This is a genomic window from Niallia oryzisoli (assembly GCF_043641075.1).
Lineage (GTDB): Bacteria > Bacillota > Bacilli > Bacillales > Cytobacillaceae > Bacillus_BD > Bacillus_BD oryzisoli_A.
Genome location: NZ_JBHZRC010000015.1, coordinates 31,607 through 48,500 on the forward strand (window position 1 = coordinate 31,607; position 16,894 = coordinate 48,500).

Annotated in this window: 15 protein-coding genes; 10 read left to right on the top strand and 5 right to left on the bottom strand. The window is 42.0% G+C overall.

The features are described 5' to 3' along the window. The first annotated feature begins 50 nt into the window (after positions 1–50). From ACHUFV_RS24280 to tkt, 7 genes are all read left to right on the top strand, one after another. Complete coding sequence (locus ACHUFV_RS24280) at positions 51–1,334, top strand: MFS transporter (protein WP_394238730.1); 1,284 nt, start codon at positions 51–53, stop codon at positions 1,332–1,334. Positions 1,335–1,464: 130 nt separating this feature from the next. Continuing rightward, on the top strand, positions 1,465–2,469 hold the full coding sequence (locus ACHUFV_RS24285) for a dihydroxyacetone kinase subunit DhaK (protein ID WP_394238732.1): 1,005 nt from the start codon (positions 1,465–1,467) through the stop codon (positions 2,467–2,469). Positions 2,470–2,484: 15 nt separating this feature from the next. Continuing rightward, positions 2,485–3,144 carry a dihydroxyacetone kinase subunit DhaL gene (gene dhaL / locus ACHUFV_RS24290; RefSeq protein ID WP_394238734.1) on the top strand — a complete coding sequence of 220 codons (660 nt, stop codon included), beginning with the start codon at positions 2,485–2,487 and terminating at the stop codon, positions 3,142–3,144. A gap of 263 nt (positions 3,145–3,407) precedes the next feature. Beyond that, positions 3,408–3,884 (top strand): ribose 5-phosphate isomerase B, encoded by a 477-nt coding sequence (gene rpiB, locus ACHUFV_RS24295; RefSeq protein ID WP_394238735.1) that lies wholly within the window; start codon positions 3,408–3,410, stop codon positions 3,882–3,884. A 28-nt stretch (positions 3,885–3,912) separates the two neighbouring features. Next, the gene (gene glpX, locus ACHUFV_RS24300) at positions 3,913–4,863 is read left to right on the top strand and encodes a class II fructose-bisphosphatase (protein WP_394238737.1); all 951 of its coding nucleotides are present in this window, start codon (positions 3,913–3,915) and stop codon (positions 4,861–4,863) included. 118 nt (positions 4,864–4,981) lie between these two features. Next, a complete protein-coding gene (gene fsa, locus ACHUFV_RS24305) occupies positions 4,982–5,641 on the top strand; it encodes a fructose-6-phosphate aldolase (RefSeq protein WP_394238739.1) in 660 nt (219 codons plus the stop codon). 41 nt (positions 5,642–5,682) lie between these two features. Beyond that, positions 5,683–7,689 (top strand): transketolase, encoded by a 2,007-nt coding sequence (tkt, locus tag ACHUFV_RS24310; protein ID WP_394238740.1) that lies wholly within the window; start codon positions 5,683–5,685, stop codon positions 7,687–7,689. A 273-nt stretch (positions 7,690–7,962) separates the two neighbouring features. Here the strand turns inward: tkt and ACHUFV_RS24315 are convergent, their stop codons facing one another. The 5 genes from ACHUFV_RS24315 to ACHUFV_RS24335 all read right to left on the bottom strand — a co-directional run bounded on the left by ACHUFV_RS24315 (position 7,963) and on the right by ACHUFV_RS24335 (position 13,798). Further along, complete coding sequence (locus ACHUFV_RS24315) at positions 7,963–8,691, bottom strand: TcaA NTF2-like domain-containing protein (RefSeq protein WP_394238742.1); 729 nt, start codon at positions 8,689–8,691, stop codon at positions 7,963–7,965. A 191-nt stretch (positions 8,692–8,882) separates the two neighbouring features. Next, positions 8,883–9,143 carry a YiaA/YiaB family inner membrane protein gene (locus ACHUFV_RS24320; protein ID WP_394238743.1) on the bottom strand — a complete coding sequence of 87 codons (261 nt, stop codon included), beginning with the start codon at positions 9,141–9,143 and terminating at the stop codon, positions 8,883–8,885. Between the two features lie 112 nt (positions 9,144–9,255). Then, positions 9,256–10,560, bottom strand: a complete 1,305-nt coding sequence (locus ACHUFV_RS24325; RefSeq protein WP_394238745.1) for a DUF418 domain-containing protein — start codon at positions 10,558–10,560, stop codon at positions 9,256–9,258. An 82-nt stretch (positions 10,561–10,642) separates the two neighbouring features. After that, complete coding sequence (locus ACHUFV_RS24330) at positions 10,643–12,736, bottom strand: metallophosphoesterase family protein (protein ID WP_394238747.1); 2,094 nt, start codon at positions 12,734–12,736, stop codon at positions 10,643–10,645. A gap of 144 nt (positions 12,737–12,880) precedes the next feature. Further along, positions 12,881–13,798, bottom strand: a complete 918-nt coding sequence (locus ACHUFV_RS24335; protein ID WP_394238749.1) for a DMT family transporter — start codon at positions 13,796–13,798, stop codon at positions 12,881–12,883. Positions 13,799–14,223: 425 nt separating this feature from the next. Here ACHUFV_RS24335 and ACHUFV_RS24340 point away from each other — a divergent pair, with 425 nt between their 5' ends. The 3 genes from ACHUFV_RS24340 to ACHUFV_RS24350 all read left to right on the top strand — a co-directional run bounded on the left by ACHUFV_RS24340 (position 14,224) and on the right by ACHUFV_RS24350 (position 16,892). After that, entirely contained in the window at positions 14,224–14,973 is a 750-nt protein-coding gene (locus ACHUFV_RS24340) for a YveK family protein (RefSeq protein WP_394238751.1), read from the top strand. Then, the gene (locus tag ACHUFV_RS24345; protein ID WP_394238752.1) at positions 14,963–15,664 is read left to right on the top strand and encodes a CpsD/CapB family tyrosine-protein kinase; all 702 of its coding nucleotides are present in this window, start codon (positions 14,963–14,965) and stop codon (positions 15,662–15,664) included. The genes ACHUFV_RS24340 and ACHUFV_RS24345 overlap by 11 nt, the downstream gene beginning before the upstream one ends. 139 nt (positions 15,665–15,803) lie before the next feature. Then, the gene (locus tag ACHUFV_RS24350) at positions 15,804–16,892 is read left to right on the top strand and encodes a LysM peptidoglycan-binding domain-containing protein (protein WP_394238753.1); all 1,089 of its coding nucleotides are present in this window, start codon (positions 15,804–15,806) and stop codon (positions 16,890–16,892) included. Positions 16,893–16,894 lie beyond the last annotated feature (2 nt).

Sequence of the window (16,894 nt, forward strand, 5' to 3'; positions counted from 1 at the left end):
TTAGATAAATAATAAATAAATTTTATATTGGCTTTGGGAGGGTTAGGGAAATGAATGATTTGAGGCAGCAAGGTAATTTTTTAGATAAGATCGGCATTCCTTCAAATCTTGTGTGGGGTTACGTAGGCGTCCTTATTTTTATGATGGGTGACGGCCTTGAGCTCGCATGGCTCAGTACATATCTTGTTGAACAGGGAATAACCATTCAACAGGCAGCAACACTTACGACCGCTTATGGTGTAACCATAGCGATTGCCGCTTGGTTCTCCGGCGTCCTGGTAGAGGCCATTGGTCCAAGAAAAACGATGACTATCGGTGCTTTATTCTATGCAATCGGTCATGCTTTATTCGTCGGCTTTGCCTTGCCGGAATTACATTATGGCTTGATGATCCCGACATATGCTATCAGAGGTTTTGGCTATCCGATGTTCGCTTATTCATTTTTAGTATGGGTTACTTATAAAACCCCGCAGCAAAAATTAGGAACGGCAGTTGGCTGGTTTTGGTTTATGTTTACAGGCGGATTGAGCGTATTAGGTGCTTATTTCTCCAGTTGGTCCATTGCAGCTTTTGGCCATATTCCTACCCTTTGGACTGCTATTCTTTGGGTTATCATCGGTTGGTTTTTTGCAGTCTTCGTTAACCGCGATAAATTTGAGCTTAAAGCAAAAGACGATAATTCAGCATCATCAAAATTAAAAGAGCTGTTAAACGGAATTACAATTATAAAAAGAGAACCAAAGGTTGGTATTGCGGGTATTGTCCGTATCATTAATCAGACATCACAGTATGCGTTCCCATTATTCTTACCGCTCTACTTAGCTGACTATGGAGTCACTATGACAGTCTGGTTAAATATATGGGGTACGATTTTCATCTCGAATATTGCTTTCAATCTAATTTTCGGTGTTGTCGGCGATAAATTAGGCTGGAGAAACACGGTTACATGGTTTGGGGGTATCGGCTGTGCCACCTTCACACTATTATTATACCTCGCTCCACAATGGTTTGCCGGAAATATCTTTGTTCTTTCCATCATCGGTGTATTATGGGGCGCGTGTCTAGCAGGATATGTTCCGCTTTCTGCCTTAACTCCATCACTCGTTAGTGACGGCGATAAAGGAGCAGCTATGTCGATTCTAAATCTCGGAGCAGGTTTATGCGTCTTCGTTGGACCATCACTTGTAGCTTTATTCTATAATTTTGTCGGCACACAAGGAATTATCTTCATCTTAGTAGGTCTTTATGTATTAAGTGCTGTTCTCACTAGATTTTTAAAATTACCTTCGGAAGCCAATGTAAAAGCAGAAGATATTGAAGAAAGAGTGATCTAGTTTTATAGATTTTGTCAATAATTATTAAGACAATATTAAGCTATATTTATATGTCATTGACTCGACTGATATGGCAAAATAAAAATGATTAGATGGTTGACCATCAAAATGATAAAGGAGTGCAGCAGCTATGAAAAAGCTCATTAACAATCCAAAAAACGTTGTAGAAGAAATGCTTGAAGGATATTTGAAAGCGCACCCAGACTATATAAAAGCATTACCCGAAAATGACCGTGCACTCGTGACAATGAAAAAGACAAGAGAAGGTAAAGTTGGCATATTAATTGGAGGCGGTTCAGGTCACGAACCGGGATTTCTGGGATATGTAGGTGCTGGAATGGCAGATGGGGTTGCCGTTGGAAATATTTTTGCCTCCCCGTCACCTGATCCAATTTTGGAAGTAACAAAAGCAATTGATCAAGGTGCAGGCGTTGCGTATTTATACGGAAACTATGCTGGCGATGTGATGAACTTTGGAATGGCTGCAGAGTTGGCAGAATTAGAAGAGGATATTAAAGTTGGAATGGCTTTAACATCAGATGATGTAGCGTCAGCTCCGAAAGCGGAAAAAGAAAAACGCCGTGGAATTGCCGGATCCTTATTTATCTGGAAAGCAGCGGGAGCAGCAGCTGATTTTGGCTATAGCCTAGAGGATGTTATTCGTGTTGCGAAAAAAGCGAATGAAAATACCCGCTCTATGGGTGTTGGCTTATCTCCATGCTCATTGCCGCAAACGGGTAAACCAAGCTTCGAAATTGGTGAAGATGAAATGGAAATCGGTCTTGGCCATCATGGGGAGCCTGGAGTTGAAAAAGGACCAATAAAAACAGCTGATGAAGTAGCAGACCGCCTTGTTCATGATATTTTAGCTGATATCGAAATAACCAAAGGTGATAAAGTTGCTGTACTTGTGAATGGCCTTGGTTCAACACCAAGAATGGAATTATATATTATGTTTAGAAGAGTAGAGCAAATCCTAAGCGAATTAGGAATTGAAATCTATCGTTCCTATGTGGGAGATTATATTACTTCATTAGAAATGGGCGGCTGCTCTGTAACCTTAATGAAATTGGATGATGAGTTAATGAAAGCCGTTGATCATCCGGTTGATTGTCCGATGTTTGTTCAAAAATAAAGGGGGGTTATGAAAATGGAATTAACAGCAAAAGAGCTGAAACAATACTATAAAGAAATAGTCGAAATGATTGAGGAAAAAAAGGATTACCTTTGTGAGCTTGACCGTAAATTGGGCGATGGTGACCACGGTGTGACGATGTCTATCGGTTGGCAGGCAATCAATGATAAATTGGAAAACGAGCTGGTTGCTGAGGAAGATTGCAGCAAAATCAGCATTACGGTTGGAAAAACCTTTTTAAGTGCGGTTGGATCCTCTGTTGGTCCACTATACGCAACAGGTTTTTTACGCGGAGCAAAAGAAATTAAAGGCAAAACCGTCATAAACGATCAAGATCTTGCTCAATTCTGGATTGCCTTTGCTAAAGGTGTGAAGGAACGCGGACAAGCAGAGGTTGGCGATAAAACAATGATTGATACACTAGAGCCTTTCTTCCAAACATTAGAAGAATCTTTCAGTGAATCACAGGATTTCGTCCGTTCGTTCCGCCTGGCAGTAGAAGCAGGGAAAAAAGGAATGGAATCAACGAAAGATCTATTATCAAAAAGAGGGCGCTCGAGCCGTTTAGGTGAGAGATCCCTTGGTGCGCAGGATCCAGGCGCAACGTCAGCTTATTATATCCTATCGACGTTCCAAAGCTTCGTTGAAACACAAGTATTAAATGTAGGCGTATAAAAGACTATTGAATAAAGAATGACCACAACTCAACATAGATCCTTCAACCTGCATAATAGAAAATGAAAACATTCAAAAAAAGAATCAGGAACATTTATTTCTGGTTCTTTTTTTTGAAAAAAATTTGCGAAATTTTATTAAACGAAAATAAATAATAAAATAAAACGACAATAAACAAAAAAAAAAATTGAAAAACGATAAAGTGTGTATTAAAATGAAAATAGATAAAAATAAAGGCGAAAAATTTTAAGGGGGTTAACGAAATGAAAATTGGTATTGGCAGTGATCATAATGCGTTTCAATTTAAGGAAGAGATCAAAAAGTACTTGGCAGAAACAGAGCATGAAATAGTAGACTATGGCTGCTACAGCGAGGATGCGGTGGATTATCCGGATGTGGCATTTGAAGTGGCAGAGGCTATCAGTAATAGCAAGCTGGATCGCGGAATCTTAATCTGTGGAACAGGAATTGGTGTATCGATTGCAGCTAATAAATACCCAGGCATCCGTGCGGCGCTTTGTCATGATACATACTCTGCTGAAAGAGCGCAGCTTAGCAATAATGCACAAATCATTACGATGGGTTCACAAATTATCGGACTTGAAGCCGGTAAAAAAATTGTTGATGCCTACCTAAATTCCGAGTGGGCAGAAGGTTCAAAACGAAAAGTCGATAAAATTATCGAAAAAGAAAAAGAATTCGTAAATGTAAATTTTATAGAAACAGTAGCTTGTAACTAACAAGCAAAATCTAAAGGGGGGCAACAACATGCGATCATTGTTACTGGATTTATTAAAAGTAACCGAATCAGCCGCTATTGCAGCACTGCCGTGGATTGGCAGCGGCGATAAAATGGCTGCGGATGGTGCCGGTACAAATGCGATGCGTGAAGCGTTAAACAGATTAAGGATAAACGGAACAGTCGTGATAGGTGAAGGAGAAATCGATGAAGCACCCATGCTGTATATAGGTGAAAAGGTGGGGACCGGTAAAGGTCTGGAAGTAGATATCGCTGTCGATCCGATTGAAGGAACAAATCCTACTGTTAATGGGCAAAGCAATGCTAGCACGGTTATCGCTGTTGCTCCGAAAGGAACTCTGCTACATGCTCCTGATATGTATATGGAAAAAATGGCAGTTGGTCCAAAAGCAAAAGGAAAGATTGATATTGAAGCACCGTTGTTAGACAACATTCATGCCGTCGCAAAGGCGAACGGTAAGGATATAAGGGAATTAACGATTCTCATTCAAGATAGACCAAGACATCAGAGCTATATCGATCTAATTAGAAGGTCTGGCGCAAAAGTTCATTTATTCAACGATGGTGATGTAACCTATACAGCAGCAACCTGTATCGAAAGCTTGAATATAGATATGTTTCTAGGAATCGGCGGTGCTCCTGAAGGTGTTCTCGGCGCTGTTGCCGTAAGAAGCCTCGGTGGAGATATGCAGGCCAAGCTGCTGCCGTTTGATGAAGAAGAATTGAATAGATGTATGGATATGGGGATTCTTAATCCGACTAAGCCATTGCGACATGAACAATTAATTGGCTCGGATGAGTGCATTTTTGCAGCAACCGGAATTACAGACAATCTGTATTTAAACGGAATAAAGAAGGAATCCAACCAGTATGTCACCCATTCCATATTGATCTATGGAAAAGAACAGCGGGTACGTTATGTAGAGAGTCTGCATCCGGTTTTTGAGTTTGCTAGATAGAAAGAGAAACAGGACATTATTTAAGTGCATTTTTTGTTCCGTTAGTTGATTAAGGTTTCTTGAACGGGAAATACACATCCAAATTTAACAAATAAAAACATCATTGGAGGAAACCAAAATGGAATTTTTCTTAGACACAGCCAACATTGAAGAAATTAAACGAATTAACCGTTTAGGTCTGGTTGATGGTGTGACAACGAACCCAACGATCATTGCTAAGGAAAACAGAGATTTCGAAGAAACAATTAAAGAGATTTGCAGTGTTGTAGACGGACCAGTCAGTGCAGAAGTGATTGGCCTAACTGTTGAAGAAATGGTGAGGGAAGCGAGAATCATTGCTGAATGGGCTCCAAATGTTGTCGTGAAAATCCCAATGACAGAAGCGGGGATTGAAGCAGTCCATATTTTAGCAAAAGAAGGCATTAAAACAAATGTAACACTCATTTTCTCTGTATCGCAGGGTTTAATGGCTGCAAAAGCCGGCGCAACTTATATAAGTCCATTTGTAGGAAGAGTCGATGATATTGGTGTGGACGGTTTAGAGCTTATAAAAAATCTAAAAACGGTTCTTGTAAACTATCAATTAAAAGCAAAAATAATCACAGCGAGTGTAAGAAACATCGGACACTTGGAAAAGGCAGCCATTGCTGGTGCTGACATTGCGACAATCCCTGGAAGCTTATTCCCTAAATTATGGAGCCATCCATTAACTGATAACGGAATTAAACAATTTTTAGCAGATTGGGAGAAGGTACCGCAAAAAGAAACAAGCAAATAATAGGATAAAGCAACGAACTAATATGAAAAGGAGTGTTTACTTTGGCAATTACTGCTACCTCCGTAGAGCAATTATCTATTAATGCTATTCGCACACTTGCCATAGATGCTATTGAAAAAGCCAATTCAGGCCATCCTGGTTTACCGATGGGTGCGGCACCGATGGCTTACGCCTTATGGACGGAGTTTATGTCACATAACCCGAAAAATTCAAAGTGGTTTAACCGCGACCGTTTTGTCTTATCTGCCGGCCATGGCTCGATGCTGGTCTACGCATTGCTTCATCTATCAGGCTATGATGTGACCATCGATGATTTAAAAAATTTCCGTCAGTGGGGTTCTAGAACTCCGGGCCATCCTGAGTATCGTCATACAGATGGAGTGGAAACTACTACAGGTCCGCTTGGACAAGGGATTGCTACAGCAGTTGGGATGGCGATGGCAGAAGCACACCTGGCAGCTACTTACAATAAAGAAGACCTCACAGTCATTGACCATTATACATACGCATTAGTCGGTGATGGTGATTTAATGGAAGGCATCTCACATGAAACAGCATCACTTGCCGGACATCTTGGGTTAGGAAAATTAATCGTTCTATATGATTCTAATGATATTTCCCTTGATGGTGATTTAGATAAATCCTACTCAGATCATGCAGAAGAACGCTTTAAAGCCTATGGCTGGCAGGTTATTCGAGTGGAAGACGGCAATGATGTAGCGGCATTAGGAAATGCGATAAGTGAAGCAAAAAGGAATACAGCACAGCCGACGTTAATTGAAGTGAAAACGGTGATTGGATACGGCTCGCCAAATAAATCAGGTTCCTCGGCTTCGCATGGTGCGCCGCTTGGAAAGGTAGAAGTACAATTAACAAAGGAAAACTATCAATGGGACTTTGAGCCATTCCACGTTCCTGCTGAGGTGTATAACGATTTTACTGAAAAAGTGGTTAAAAAAGGTGCCTTAGCCGAAAACGCCTGGAACGCCGTCTTTGCCACTTACAAAGGAAAGTATCCTGAAGCAGCTGCAGCGTTGGAACAAGCAATCAGCGGTGAACTTTCTAGCAACTGGGCCGAGAATCTTCCAGTCTTTGAAATGGGAGAAAGTAAAGCAACGCGTGATACATCTGGTCAAGTGCTGAATGCGATTGCAGAAGCTTTACCACACTTTATCGGTGGAAGTGCAGATTTGGCCGGATCCAACAAAACAACGATTAAGGGGCAGGCTGATTTTTCAAGAAATACCTATGAAGGTAAAAATATTTGGTTTGGTGTTCGTGAATTTGCTATGGCTGCGGCCTTAAATGGTATGGCTTTGCATGGAGGATTAAAAGTATTCGGCGGTACTTTCTTTGTCTTCAGTGACTATCTTCGTCCAGCCGTTCGTTTATCGGCTCTAATGAAATTACCTGTCACCTATGTTTTAACACATGATTCCATTGCGGTAGGGGAGGACGGTCCGACACATCAGCCGATTGAACATTTAGCTTCCTTCCGCGTGATGCCTGGATTATCCGTCATTCGTCCGGCAGACGGCAATGAAACAACTGCCGCTTGGAGACTAGCGGTGGAATCAAAGGATAAACCGACTGCCCTCGTACTGACAAGACAGAACCTGCCAACATTAGAAAGTACGAAAGAGAAAGCCTATGAAGGGGTAAAAAAAGGTGCTTATGTTATCAGCCCATCTGCAAAAGAAACACCAGATGCCTTATTGATTGCAACTGGATCTGAGGTTCAGCTGGCCATTCAGGCACAGCAGGTGTTGCAAGAAAAAGGAATTAACGTAAGTGTTGTTAGTATGCCGTCATGGGATCGTTTCGACGAACAAGACCAAGAATATAAGAATGCTGTATTGCCTCCGCAAGTGACAAAACGGTTGGCGATTGAAATGGGCTCGCCGTTTGGCTGGGAACGCTATGTAGGTAACAATGGCAGGATTATTGGCATCGATGCGTTTGGAGCTTCAGGAAAAGCTGAGAAATTAATGGAGCATTTTGGATTCACGGTTGAGAATGTTGTAAAACAAGTGGAAGATTTAATGTAAGCCGCCTTACTCAACAGATGGATAATACAAATTATGTGAAAAGTAGATAGAACATAAAAATAAAAAAACGAAACGAAACCATTTGGATTCCTCCCTCGGAACGGCTGAATCCATGGAGCTTTGTGGAAGGGAACGCCATAAAGTCCAGAGAAAAGATACCATTTCATTGTAGGAATGGCATCTTTTCTCTGGGTGCGAATGACTCAGAACCCTGTTGCGAAAGGCTTTGTAACGGGGTTTTGAAGTCCTCGGAACCTCTTTTGCTGTTTAGATTTATATCAAAGTCGTTACCTGGAGGTCCGTAATTAAAAACACGCCATATTGGAATTTTTTCACGGTGTAGACATTTTCAAAGTCCATAATCGATTCTCTGCCTTCATCGCCATAATAGACGCTGAACGATTCCTGGACCGTTATGTGATACGTATCTTCTCCGATCGGTGTGATGCTGGAAATTTCATAATACAATAGGGTCTCCTTAATATTCCGATCATAGGTATCAAGCACATATTCCGCCTGAGCATTGTAGAAGGCACTCGCCGGGTCAATTAAATACATGATATAAATGAAGGCACCCTCGTTGACAGCTAATGGATAGTTGGCCATATATTCATCCATTAAAAGGTACATTTGCTGCTCTTCCAGTTCAGTGGGGCCTTCTTGAGTTGATGAAGATGGGATGATGGCAGGTCCTACAGGCTCCTCCGTTACGGGTTCAGTTTCAGTTTCGGTTGCGGGTTCGGAAGGCTGGGGTGCCGCTGGACGTTTGCCGCCTCCTGTTTGGTTATCACCTTTTGGCAGTTCCGGTTTTGGATTAGTTGGTTTAGGTACCTCATCTGTTGGCTGCGTTTCGGTTGGCGCTGGTTCATCAGCTGCTCCTTGATCCTGGACGCCCTCCGCAGGTGTTTCTGCCTCTTCACTCGATTTCTCCTTATCGTCGGAGCACCCGGCTAAAATGAATAACAGAATCAATAAAATCATCAATCCGCGCTGTTTGATCATCGACTTCACCTCTGAATGATTAGGGCGTGATGACTGATTTTTGGAGAGGATGGATAAGGATTCTATCAGCTGGTAAAAAAAGCCCCAACCCTATCCTATTCCGGGTGCAGGGTGAATTATGCCTTATTTTCAGAAAGCCCCATCAAAAAAGGCACCAACTCTCACTAAAGAGCTAGCACCTCTATAAATCTTTAATCCATCTTCGAAGACTGATTTTTACGCTCAAGCTCAGCCATGATTTCAGTATCTTCATAGTTATCGCGTGTAACCTTTTGTGTCAGAATCGCACCGACGGCCACTAGTATCATAACCGCAAGATAATAGCCTTTTTCATTTAACTCTAAGGACTCCTCATTGTAGAGACCGATACAAAATAACAGAATACCAGCAATCAGCGTGAAATAAGACAGCAGCGTGAAGGCAGGTGTATTCCGGCGTCTGTATTTATTCATAGTTCCCCTCCGTAAATAACTATAAGTACTATTTTAATAGTAAGAATAAAATTAAATGAATTATACCATAAGTTACCACAGGAGGGTAGATTTTCTGCTACATACCTGTACCCTATCCATTCAACCCGCTGGATTTCTCCTCTTTTTTCATCGGCTGAATATACCCGTATGTTAGGGTCCGCCACAGCCATTCAAACGGACCGAAGCGAAAGTTCTTCAGCCAGATATAGCTGAATAGAGTTTGTGCAACATAAATTGCGAGACAAATCAGTGTTCCTTCAGCAAGACTGACTTTGCCGAAATAACCGAGGCCAAGGAAAATTCCAACCGAGATGAAGGTCTGCAGAAGATAGTTCGTTAACGCCATTTGCCCGGTATAGCCAAGAGGTCGGAGCAGCTTCTGCCAGAACTCGCGGCGAAGCATCAATGTCAACGATGAAATATAGAAGAAGCATAGAGTCAATCCACTTAAACTAGTAAATAGGTAGGTAGCATTTTGTTGGTAAACGCCCACATCAATGACTTCTGTTTTAAAAATGGCCAACAAAGCCACGAGCGGAATGCTTAAAACCAGCGTCGTCCACCAAACCTTTTTAATCAGTGGCAGATGTTGTGAATCCGGTTTAAACACTCCTTTTTTTCCAGCATAAAGGCCGAATAGAAACATCGCCAATACGGTAATGATGGTAAATGGAATGTTTGCGGCAACACGACCCATTTCTGTTTGCAGGCGATAGGAAACCAACTCTCCATACGGTGCGTTTTCATACATATCAACATATTCAGAGAGCATGCTCGCCCTATCTTGGTCGGCCTCAGTATTAATGGTTTCCAGCTTAGAGGCAGGAGCAAGAAACTGTGCAGAAACCATTGCATGGAATACAAATAATAAGCTGAAGGCCCAAATCAAGAGCGTCTTTGGCTTTCTTTTATAAAAAAGCAGCAGGAGAAATCCGGTAATCGCGTAGGTATGCAGGATATCGCCGAACCAAAGGAAAACGAGGTGGAGCACCCCAAATAACAAAAGTGCAAACAGCCGTCTTGAAAATAATCTGTTGATTTGTAGCCCCTTCTGCTCTGCGCGGCTCATAAATATGTAAAATCCGAGGCCGAATAAAAAGGAAAAAATCGTATAAAACTTCGTTTGGACAAACATTTGAAACAGCAGGTCAAGCCAATAATTCACGCCCGAATAGTCCGGATGACTTTCCAGAAAGGCCGGGGAATGGAAGGCAGGCATGTTGACTAGAAAAATGCCAAGCAGCGCAAAGCCCCGGATAATGTCAATCGTCACAATCCTTTCACGACCGGATATAGGTGTTGATTTCATTCCATCATCTCCTACAGTAAAGATCCTGTTAGCTGGTGTATTTCTTTTTAAAAGAAGCACACCAGCTAACAGGCAAAACGCAAACACAACTAAATTAACTAATATGCGAATATAAGACAGGGTATGCTGAATTGATTGGATATAAGTTCCAGAAGGGTATCCCGAGGACCTACATACTGGAGATATCCTCATCCTCCATTTTGCATAGCTTATATTCGATCGCTCCTGCGGTATAGGAAAGCAATCCGAGATGGTTTTCCATTTCTATAATATCCTCTTTTTGGACTGGCTGGTAGCAAAGCTGATCCTTCCAAAGGTACGTTTGTGGAACAGTTTTCTTATCTTCAATTGTTTGAATGCGATAAGAAAGATCGCAGTACCGAATAATATCCTTATTCTTTCTCTTTACGCTGTTTACTTTAATAGCCATTTTTAAAAGAGCGCCCCAAGCACCTGAAAAACTCATGTTTTTAATTGGACTGGATGTAAATTGCTTTACATTCAGCTCGCGGCCGTCAGGGAAGGTAACGTTTGAAAAAACAGAGCTTCCATAATGGACATCTCCTGAAAAAATAATGCATTCATTCGGTCCCCAATTTGCTATCCTCTCAAGGAAGCTAGTAAAGCCTTTGCCGTTATATTTCCAGGCCTCAAAATCAAAGGTAGTCTGGACCTTCATCCCTAGAAGTTTAAGTGGGTACACATAATCATGTAGGAAGGATTCGATTAGTCCCATGCCGTAGACAGGCGTGGCGGAAACAACAATAAGCGGGCTGCCTGCACGCCAGCCACTGTCATACAGATGCTTGGTCACCTGCAGCCACTCGTTCCGATGAATCAGCTGAGGTGGCCGTGGTGCATCTTCAATGATTTTTCCTAAACTAACTGGCTTTGGCTGAAGGGCGTATTCCCGTTTTGTCCTCGTATCCAGAAAAACGGCAGTCGGCGAGGTGGGGGCAATAAAGTGCCATTGCTGTTCCTGCCAAAGGAGCTCTGTCCAATTATTATGATTCTTAAGCATATTCCCTTCCCTAAAAGTATGAAAATAGTTGTTTATGATGGTGATGAACTTCTGGTCAAACGCATCCGGGTCATTTCCCCAGCCTTGAAACGCCCAATAAGCGGATAGTCCATTAGCTACCACATGTCTGCCAAGGGGTGACTGCTCCACATTCTTCATCCAAACGTCGGATATATTCCAATCATCTGTCACATCATGATCGTCAAAAATCATGTAGGAGGGAATGTTCGCCATCAATCGTCGCACCTTGTATAACGAATGCTGAAACGTTGTTAGAATCTCCTGCTGCTCGTAGAAGCGGTCCCTAAGCTGCTGGATGACCTGCTGCTGCTTTTTGTTGAGCGAAGGATCGGGCTGTTGGAAATGAAGATGGATATGATTTTTCTCAAGAGCTTCCTCGAAGGATTCAAAAAGATTCTGTTCATGGGCGGACTCCCAGAGTGCCGGACTCCACACTAATAAATACATGGTAGCATATTCGCCGAATTCAATGAGATGATTATCAGCTGAGGATGAAGTAAAATGACAAAGATTTTCCATGATAAACTGTCTACCGTTGATTTGGCGGATGGAGGTGCGTAATGGTTCTTTGGCTAGATGGCTGTCTAACTCCTGCAGTGGCTCTCGCTGCCCCATTAATTGCTCTCCAAGCTGGGAAATAACACGGATGATTGGATCGGGAACGTCATCAGCGTATATTTGATCGCCTAGTAAAAAAAGAGCACTAGGCCGGTTTTCTACGGAGTCAAACTGCTCGTTAATCTGATTATCACCGATTGCAAGCGTGTCCTCTCCTTCACCGTGCAGCTTACGGCACGATCCGAAAAGCAGTCTGCATGGTTTTTCAGGGCTGTTCATGAAAAAGGTTGGATAGTTCAAATCACCATAGACAATGGAAGCGGGGTTATCAGAGGTAAGCAAGCTTAGGTCCCCAAGATGAAAGGACTCATGGTCATTGTCAAAAAATAAATTATAGCCAAGTAATGAATCCTTAGGAAATGTTCCTTGAGCTGGGGTGACTTTGATTAAGTGGACAAACAATCTATCTCCAAATTGGATTGTCCGGGTGTCACTGTGAGTGGAAAGCAGCGTTTCATTCCAGCGCTCTTTCTTTCTTACCATATGATAAAGCTTTGCAGTGATTTGAAAACGAGAGCTTGTCGCGATCCAAATAAAAACCTGAGTTGGCTCTACTCTACGAATGAACGGCCCGGCTAATACGGTAGGCAATGAAAACTCCATACAATCACCTCTTAAGAATAGACTTGCTCCATCCTATTCCCAAAACCAATCTAGGTGTCTGTCTAAAAGCGGTGTCAGGCACTACAAAAAGACAAATGAGGGTCATTTGTCTTTCTGCAGTGCCTGACACCATTGTTCTGCTTCTTACATCATCATCTGTTTGTTTCGGCGTTGTAGCAGGAGGGCTTCTAGTGTTCCTGAGCCTAGGAGGACTCCTGAGATGATGAGGACGAGTCCGGCATAGTGGGCGGGTACGATGGCTTCGTTTAGGAAAAGGGCCGCGCCTACTATGGAGAAGAAGGTATTTAGATTCAAGAAAATCGATGCCTCTGCCGGTCCGACTTGGCTGATGCAATAGTTATAGACTGCATGGCCGACACCTGTTCCAAATACAGCGGAAAGCAGGAAGACAATCCATAGCGACGGAGCGGCATCTGGAATGGTTGCCAAGCCGTTTGGCTCAATCCCTAGGCTGATGAGAAATAGAATAATAGAGCCAAAAAACAGCATATAGCCGGTAAACAGAACCGGATTCATTGTTTTGGAGGCTTTATTGATAATAAGAAAACTAATGGCCTGCGCTAAAATGGCCAAAAAGATATCAAAGTCTCCTAGATTGATGGAGTGTATCGTGCCGGTACCAAATAATACGGTGATGGACACACCAACACCGCCAAGGAAGAAGCCTAATAGCGTCAGTGCTGTCGGTCTTTTTTTCAAAAAAATCATCGATAACACAACGGTTAACAAGGGTCCCAACCCGAGAATCAACCCGGCATTGGCCGCGGTTGTTTTGGACAATCCAGTGGCTAAGAAATAATGATGGAGAACGACGCTTAGCATCGATCCTGCGGCTATGTATCCCCACTCTTTTCTTGAGGGCAGGCGGACCTTACGTGTGATGCTGAGCATCAGAAGCACTACCAGCGAGGCGGTGAAAATCCTTAATGACGTAATTGTTATCGGAGCCCAGTTATCAACGATTGTTTTCACCATCGAGACATTGAAGCCCCAGACAATCATTAAGCAGAACAGAACCATGTATATTTTCATTGCATTCATTATGAACCATTCAACCTTTCGAGTAGTATGACGTTATTTTAACATTATTCTGTAAATTTAAAATCAAAAGGCTCATACAAGATGAATTACCATAAAATTTTTTTGTTGGGATTTGTAGAACTATAGTATAATAGCATTTGTAAATCAGACGGAATCATGAAGCCTTACGTGGAGTAAATTCAAGGTGGAAACTCTCTGCGAAATGTAGTCAACCGTTCAAAAAGGCACTATTTGAAAAATATCACTGATTACCACAGAATTGCCATCTAGGAAAGTCTTTGGTTTTTTATATTTTTCGACTATAATAGAAACTATTGGGAAAATACAGCGACTTTTGGCTTATTTTGTAGAATGATAGCAGCTGCTTCTTTTTTTTACCATAAGATTCAGAAGCAATTGACTTCATACAGTATTGGGAGGGCAAAATGGAAGAAGAAACGATAAGTTTGCGAGAATTATTTGCTGTTTTGAGAAAAAGATTATCCATGATAGTCATTATAACTGTACTTGCAACCGTCATTAGCGGTGTTGTCAGTTATTCCTTTTTAAAGCCGGTTTATCAGGCGTCCACACAGATTCTAGTCAGCCAGGCGGCTGCAGGATCCTTAGCATCCATCGCCGGTATGTCCTTTGATAATGATGCAAAATACATTGAAACCTATAATGTAATTTTGAAAAGCCCATATATCCTAGATCAAGTGGTGAAGGAGCTGGACCTAGATACAACAGCACAGGGCTTGAACAATCAGGTTAACGTGACGCAACAGGGGAAATCACAGGTTGTCACAATCGCAGTGCAAAATCATGATCCTGCAGAGGCCGTAACAATTGCAAACGAAATTGCAAAGGTATTCCAGCGTGAAATTTCTGCACTGATGATGATTGACAACATTCATATTTTAACACCTGCCGAATTACCGGAAAATCCTGCACCGATAAAGCCGCAGCCGGTATTAAATATGGCGATTGCCTTAGTTGTCGGATTAATGGCATCAGTAGGAATTGCCTTTTTATTAGAATATCTTGATAATACCATCAAAAATGAACAGGATATTGAAAAGCTGCTTGAATTACCAGTCTTAGGAACGGTTAATACCATTGAACTGGAAGACGGAAAATCAACGAAAAAATCAACGACGATGAACAGTAAGCGGGGTGCAAAGGTTGAAGTTTAATAAAAAGGAAAAAAACAAGGTTTCGAATAAAAAATCCTTAATCACCTTTCTCAATTCTCGTTCACCTATTTCTGAACAATATAAAACGATTCGGACCAATATACAATTTTCATCTGATTTAGGAATTCGTTCAATCGTTGTCACGTCATCAGCACCAGGAGAAGGAAAGTCAACAACCGTTGCCAACCTTGCGATTGTGTTTGCCCAGCAAGGAAAGAAAACTCTTTTAATTGATGCTGACATGCGAAAGCCAACGATCCATTATAAGTTTAACCTGGAAAACCATAAGGGTCTGACAAATGTCCTGACCAAACGGAATGATCTTGAAGACTGCTTCCAAGAATCAGTGATAGAGAATCTATCCGTTCTCACAACAGGGCCAATCCCGCCAAATCCAGCTGAGCTTCTCGGTTCAAAAATAATGGATGATGTATTAGGGGAAGCATTAGAGCAGTTCGATATGATTTTAATCGATACGCCGCCTGTGTTAGCCGTTACCGATGCACAGATATTAGCTAATCGGTGTGATGGAACTATTTTAGTTGTTAAAAGTGGGGAAACACAAATAGATGCTGCTAAAAAAGCGAAGGAATTACTATTATCCGCTAACGGAAAGCTGCTAGGTACGGTTTTAAATCAGAAAAAAGTCAACCAAAGTCATTATTACTACTATTATGGCAGGGAAGAATAAGTAACTATCAAAACAAAAAGGATGGCTCACAAGGGTCATCCTTTTTGTTTGCTAAAAAAGTTCACTATTAGCGAACAAAAACTGCATAGCCCCTTCTTTTTTAAAGCATATTAATTGAAAAGAAAAGGAGGGTGATGGTTTGAAGCAAAGAGGAATGTGGGTGGCTCTGCTTGGTTTAGCGGTGTCCATCTGTGCTTTACTGCCTCTAAAAGCTCAAGCTGGTGAGCAGGCACATGAAGTATCTGTCAGACAAGTATTTGAATCAATGGGCTATAAGGTTACAGGGAAAGGAAAAAGCATCACCTTAACCCGTGAACAGGATGATGTTATTCAATTAGAAACAGATTCTAATCAGGCGCAAAAAAATGGCAAAGCTTATCCCTTAACAAAGCCCATTCGTTTTGATCAGCAAGCAGGTAAGAATATGATTCATGTGTTGGATGTTTATAAACTAAGCAAGGAAGAGAAAAAGGAAAAGCATTACCGGGTAAAGCAGGGCGATTCCTTATTTTCAATCTCTCGCCGGTTCCAAGTGACGGTGGAGGACTTAAAAGCATGGAACGACTTGATGTCGAATGTCATCATCCCGGGGCAGCACTTACATACACAGGATCCTATCTATATTGTAAAAGCAGGCGATTCCATTTGGGAGATTGCCCATAAAACAGAAAGCTCTGTGAAGGATATAAAAAGAACAAACGGCTTATTACTAGACATCGTTAAGCCAGGCCAAAGGCTGCGGATTCCGACTCAACCTTCAATCACACCGCCAAAGCAGTTTGCTGATGGTATCTTCCCGTTAGCTCAAGAAACCTATGATCCATTTGGGGACAGCTACGGAAATAGCCGAAGCTTCTCAACCAACGGCCAATCAAGAACGCATGAGGGTGCCGATATTATGACACCAAAATGGGTTCCAATCTTTGCTGCTGTCGAAGGAACGGTAGTAAGGTATGGATGGAACACGCTTGGAGGCTATCGAATCACAATTAAAGCAAAGGATGGGACAACCTTTTATTATGCCCATTTGATGGGATATCCACCTGGTCTGAAAAATGGCCAGTACGTTTCAAAGGGGCAGGTAATCGGATATGCAGGTGATACCGGCTACGGGGACGAAGGGACAAACGGCAGGTTTCCCCCACATCTTCATTTCGGTATGTATGACCCTAAAGGAAAGCCAATCAATCCATATCCGTATTTAAAATGGTGGGAAATGCAGCCTTAATA